The 4,846-nt window shown below is 75.1% G+C and carries 6 protein-coding genes and 1 pseudogene; 5 read left to right on the top strand and 2 right to left on the bottom strand.

Annotated elements, in window-relative coordinates; all coding sequences use genetic code 11:
• A pseudogene (locus tag DZF91_RS28090) lies at positions 1–206 on the bottom strand (hypothetical protein); the annotation flags it as partial.
• Positions 207–378: 172 nt separating this feature from the next.
• Here DZF91_RS28090 and DZF91_RS28085 point away from each other — a divergent pair.
• Together DZF91_RS28085 and DZF91_RS28080 are read left to right on the top strand one after the other, a co-directional pair.
• The gene (locus DZF91_RS28085; RefSeq protein ID WP_117360139.1) at positions 379–1,467 is read left to right on the top strand and encodes an ABC transporter permease; all 1,089 of its coding nucleotides are present in this window, start codon (positions 379–381) and stop codon (positions 1,465–1,467) included.
• Positions 1,464–2,147 carry an ABC transporter ATP-binding protein gene (locus tag DZF91_RS28080; protein ID WP_117360138.1) on the top strand — a complete coding sequence of 228 codons (684 nt, stop codon included), beginning with the start codon at positions 1,464–1,466 and terminating at the stop codon, positions 2,145–2,147. The genes DZF91_RS28085 and DZF91_RS28080 overlap by 4 nt, the downstream gene beginning before the upstream one ends.
• A 61-nt stretch (positions 2,148–2,208) precedes the next feature.
• Here the strand turns inward: DZF91_RS28080 and DZF91_RS28075 are convergent, their stop codons facing one another.
• A complete protein-coding gene (locus DZF91_RS28075) occupies positions 2,209–2,823 on the bottom strand; it encodes a TetR/AcrR family transcriptional regulator (protein WP_117360137.1) in 615 nt (204 codons plus the stop codon).
• Between the two features lie 70 nt (positions 2,824–2,893).
• On the opposite strand from DZF91_RS28075, the gene DZF91_RS28070 reads away from it, so the two are divergent.
• The 3 genes from DZF91_RS28070 to DZF91_RS39100 all read left to right on the top strand — a co-directional run.
• On the top strand, positions 2,894–3,853 hold the full coding sequence (locus DZF91_RS28070) for an alpha/beta hydrolase (protein ID WP_117360136.1): 960 nt from the start codon (positions 2,894–2,896) through the stop codon (positions 3,851–3,853).
• A 190-nt stretch (positions 3,854–4,043) separates the two neighbouring features.
• Positions 4,044–4,352: a cupin domain-containing protein gene (locus DZF91_RS28065; RefSeq protein ID WP_235834622.1), complete on the top strand. Its 309-nt coding sequence runs from the start codon at positions 4,044–4,046 to the stop codon at positions 4,350–4,352.
• Between the two features lie 181 nt (positions 4,353–4,533).
• On the top strand, positions 4,534–4,846 hold a 313-nt coding region (locus DZF91_RS39100; protein ID WP_158588064.1), incomplete at its 3' end, for an HTH domain-containing protein.

Below are 4,846 nucleotides of genomic sequence, written 5' to 3'. Positions count from 1 at the left end.
CGGGACCGGCGGACGGCGGGCAGCAGCGGCCCGGCGGCGTAGACCAGGGCGCAGGCCGTCGCGGTGGCCGCGATCGCGGCGGCGTGCGGACGGCCGTCGGCCACGGCCCGGCCGACGGCCAGCGCGAGCAGCCCGATGACCAGCAGGTGCAGGCACCGGGCCAGGGCGCGGGTGGTCGGGGTCAGGGTGGGTGCGGCGGTGTTCACAGTGGCTACCAGGCTACGAGGCGCCACGCACGGTGACTTCCATCGAAAGTTGGAATCCGTATGGCGTCTTTCGGCTCGCCAAGTGCGCTCCTGCGCCAGATGCACGCGCCGCGCGGCGGCGGCGAGGCTGGGGTCGTACCGCCTCCGCCCCTGGAAAGGACAGGTCAGGGCCGTGTTCATCGCCTGGAGAGATCTGAGGTTCGCCAAAGGGCGTTTCGCCCTGATGGGCGCCGTCATCGTGTTGATCACCCTGCTGGTCGGGCTGCTGTCGGGGCTGACGGCCGGGCTGGGGCAGCAGAACATCTCGGCTATCACGGGACTGCCCGCCGACCGGATCGCCTTCCAGGCCCCCGGCGGCGGCCAGAAGCCGTCCTTCACCGACTCCACCGTCACGCAGGCGCAGTGGGGCGCGTGGTCCCGGGCCCCGGGCGTGCGGAGCGCCGAGCCGCTGGGGATCACCACGACCAAGGCCACGGCGGGCCGCACGAGCACCGCCGTCTCGGCGTTCGGCGTGGTGCCCGGCTCGCGCCTGGCGCCGGACGGCGACCGGGTCGCCACTGGTGCCGTGGTGCTGTCGGGCGCCGCCGCCGTCGCCCTCGGCGTCGAGGCCGGCGGCTCCCTCACCGTGGCGGGCCGGCGGCTGACGGTGGCCGCCGTGGCGGGCGACGCCTACTTCAGCCACACGCCGGTGATCTGGACCAGTCTGGACACCTGGCGGGCGATCGCGCCCCCGACCGGGGCGGGCACCGGCCCGACCGCGACCGTCATCGCCCTGAGCACCACCTCCGAGGCGGACACGGCCGCCGTCGACCGCCGGGCCGGGACCAGGACGGTCTCCCTCGGCGACTCGGTGTCGGCGATCGGCTCCTACACCTCCGAGAACGGCTCGCTGCAGTTGATGCGCGGTTTCCTGTTCGCGATCTCCGCGCTGGTCATCGGGGCGTTCTTCGCCGTGTGGACCATCCAGCGCAGCGGGGACGTCGCCGTCCTCAAAGCCCTGGGCGCCTCCACCGCCAGCCTGCTCGGGGACGCGCTGGGCCAGGCCCTGGTCCTGCTGACCGGCGGCACCCTGGTCGGCACCGGCCTGGCCGTCGTCCTGGGCGCGTTGGCGACCGGCTCGAGCGTCCCGTTCCTGCTCACCCCGGCCACCGTGCTGGTCCCGGCGGCGGTGATCATCGTTCTCGGGGTGCTGGGCGCCGCCCTGTCCATCCGCCGCATCACGTCCGTCGACCCGCTGACCGCCCTGGGGAGCGCCCGATGAGTCTGGACCTGACCGACGTCACCCTCACCTATCCCGACGGCGGCACCCGCCTGACGGCTCTGGACCGGGTCGGCCTCCGGGTGCCGAAGGGCGGCCTTGTCGCGGTGGTCGGGCCGTCCGGCTCGGGCAAGTCCAGCCTGCTGGCGGTCGCGGCCACGCTCATCGCCCCCGACGCCGGGACCGTCACCATCGACGGCGTCTCCACCGCCGGTCTGGGGCGCGGTGAACTCGCCGAGCTGCGCCGCCACAAGATCGGCATCGTCTTCCAGCAGCCCAACCTGCTGGCGTCCCTGACCGCCGTCGAACAGCTCCAGGTGATGGCGCGGATCGACGGCCGCAAGCCCCGCACCGCCCGGGACCGGGCGCGGGAGCTGCTCGCCGCGGTCGGCCTGGCCGAGCAGGCCGACCGCCGCCCCCACCAGCTGTCGGGCGGCCAGCGCCAACGCGTCAACATCGCCCGCGCCTTGATGAACGACCCCACCGTCCTGCTGGTCGACGAGCCCACCAGCGCCCTGGACCACGAACGCGGCGCCGCCGTCATCGACCTGATCACCCGCCTCACCCACCAGCGGGCCACCGCGACCGTCCTGGTCACCCACGACCGCGCCCACCTCGCCGCCGCCGACCGGGTCGTCGAGATCCACGACGGCCGCCTGCACCCGCGGCCCTCGACTCCCTGAGTCCCCCGCCGATGGCGGCAGACGTCGGAGCGGGCGTGACGTCGGCGTCCGGCGGGTCACCTCACCCGCAAGCGGTTCCGGTCCTCGCGGCCTCCTCGTGCGGGGGCGGCGGGGGCGCGGCGCCGAAGTGGGTCAGGATCATCTCGACGAGCGCGTCGACGTCGGCGTCGACCATGGGTTCGCCGGTCATGCCCATGCGGTGCAGCAGGATGCCGACGACGGCGTCGATCAGGAACAGGACGCGGTGCTCGGGTTCGCCGAGGGCGTCCTGGAGGGCGAGCCGGTAGGGGTCCTGGAGCCGGGTGGACAGGATCTCGCGCAGGGCCGGGTCGCTGACGGCGTCGCTGAACACGCCGGCGAACGCGTCGCCCACCCCGGGCTCGGCGATCTTCGCGGCGATCCAGCGGACGGTGCCGGCGATGAGCTCGCCGCGGTCGGCGCCCTCCAGGGGCGCGGGGCCGAAGGCGTCCAGCAGGCAGTCCACGATCAGCGCGCCCTTGGTGGGCCAGCGTCGGTAGACCGTCGTCTTCGCCACGCCGGCCCGGGCGGCGATGCGGTCGACGGTGGCGCGGGCGTAGCCGAGGTCCCGGACGGTGTCGAGCGTGGCGGCGAAGACCACGTCGTTGACCCCGGCGCGCGGACGTCCGGGCTGCCTCGCGGGTGTGGTCGACGTCATACCCCCATCCTACCGTCATTTCGCTACCTTAAGTTTCGATACCTGAGGTCGCGAAACTCTGGAGGCGGAGATGCGGGGAACCACGTTCGCGGGACGGCCGGCCGAGCCGGACTGGGACACGATCACCGACGACGAGCTGGCCGCGTACCGGGACGCGGAGAACCGCTTCCGGGCGTCCGGCGCGGCGCGGGCGGCCCTCGGCGAGCCCGCGCCAGGCGTCACGATCGACTGGGAGCAGGTCGCGCTGCCCGGCCGCGACCTGCCCGTCCGGGTCTACCGGCCGTCCACCGGCGGACCCGGCGACGGCCGGGACGGGGCGGCGCGGCCGCTGGTGGTCCACGTGCACGGCGGCGCGTTCGTGGGGACGGCGCCGCAGAGCGACTGGATCAACAGCCACCTCGCCGCCGACCTGCCCGCCCTGGTCGTGTCGGTCGAGCACCGGCTGCTCGCGCCGGACACTCCCCTGTCGGCCGCGGTCGACGACGGCTGGGACGTCCTGCGGCACCTGGTCGGCGACGCCGCGCGGTGGGGCGCGGACCCGGCGCGCGTCGCGCTGCTCGGTGAGAGCTGCGGCGGGCTGATCAGCGCGATCGCCGCGCTCCGCGCCCGCGACGCCGGCCTGGCGCTGCGGGCCCAGGTGCTGGTCAACCCCGCCACCGACCTGTCCGGCACGATGTTCGACTACGACTCGTTCTCCCGGTTCCCGCAGGCCCCGACGCTGCCCTTGGGGGTGCTGCGGCTGTTCCAGCGGCTCGCGACCCCGCCGGGCGCCGACCCCCGGGCGCTGTCCCCGATGTACGCCGACGACCTCGCCGGGCTGGCGCCCGCGCTGGTGGTGATCCCCACCGACGACCCGCTCGCCGACCAGGGCCGCCGCTACGCCGACCGGCTGCGGAAAGCGGGAACGTCCACGCTGGTCACCGAGTACGCCGGAGCGGGTCACGCGTTCCTGAGCCTGCCCGGGCTGATGCCCCAGGCCCACGCCGCGCGGACCGACATCACCGCGTTCCTGCGGGACGCCCTGGCGTGATGACGGAGGCGCCGATGAAGACTCCCCGCTCGGGGGCGGCGTGACCCTCGTCCCGATCGAGCTGGGCGTCTCCTCCCTGTGTCTCGGCCGGGGCGGAGGGATCCGCGCCGAGCGCGGCGCCGAGGGATCAGGACCGGGCGCAGCGGCAGGGCCGGGCTCGGGGCCGGGCTCGGGGTCGGGCGAGTGGCGGGTGAGGGTCTTCCACGCCAAGACCGCCGCCGACGTCCGCTCCGACCACTGGGAGGTGCATCCGGACGCCGACGAGGTCGTGTCGTGCCTCGTCGGCAAGTTCCGGCTCTGCCTGCGCCCGGAGTCCCCCGGACGCGCTGCCGCCCCCGCGGAAGCCGCCGAGCCTGCCGGTGCCGACGAGGTGGTGAGGCTGTCGGCCGGGACGGCGGTCATCGTCCCTCGCGGACGCTGGCACCGCATCGAGCTGGACGTCCCGAGCAGCATCATGACCGTCACCGTCCCGCACGGCAGCCGCCTGGAGCGGCGCTGACCCTCCCCTGCCCCGCCCCGGTCCCCCGCGTCGCGCGCCGTCCGCGCCGGTCTGCGGGGAGCCGCGTGCCGGGTCCGCAACGCCGGGTCTGGGTGGGGTGGGGGATTCGGGTGGGTGGCGGGAGCGGGACATGGCTGTCACTGGGCGGCATGGGATCGCTGTCTGCGGTCACGATGAGTGGGTGGGAGACGACCGAGGAGTGCGCGAGGACCCGGTCCGGCGCGCCGCCGACGGCCCGGCCGACGCCGCTACCGATACCGGCACCGCTACCGCTGACGCTGACGCTGGCGACGGCGCTGCCGGCCGGGCGGCCGGTCGCGGTGGTGACCGTGCGGCCGACCTGGACCGGGTCGACCGGCTGCTGATGCTGGTGGCCGAGCTGCGGCGGGCCGCGCCGGAGGCGGTCGAGCCGCGGGAGCTGGCGGCGCGCCTGGGCGTCAGCCCCCGGACGATCCGCCGGGACGTGGAGCTGCTGGCGCACGGCGGGCTGCCGG

The organism is Actinomadura logoneensis (assembly GCF_003428695.1).
Lineage (GTDB): Bacteria > Actinomycetota > Actinomycetes > Streptosporangiales > Streptosporangiaceae > Spirillospora > Spirillospora logoneensis.
Note: the sequence above shows the minus strand (reverse complement) of the source record. Positions and strands in the feature narration are given on the sequence as shown.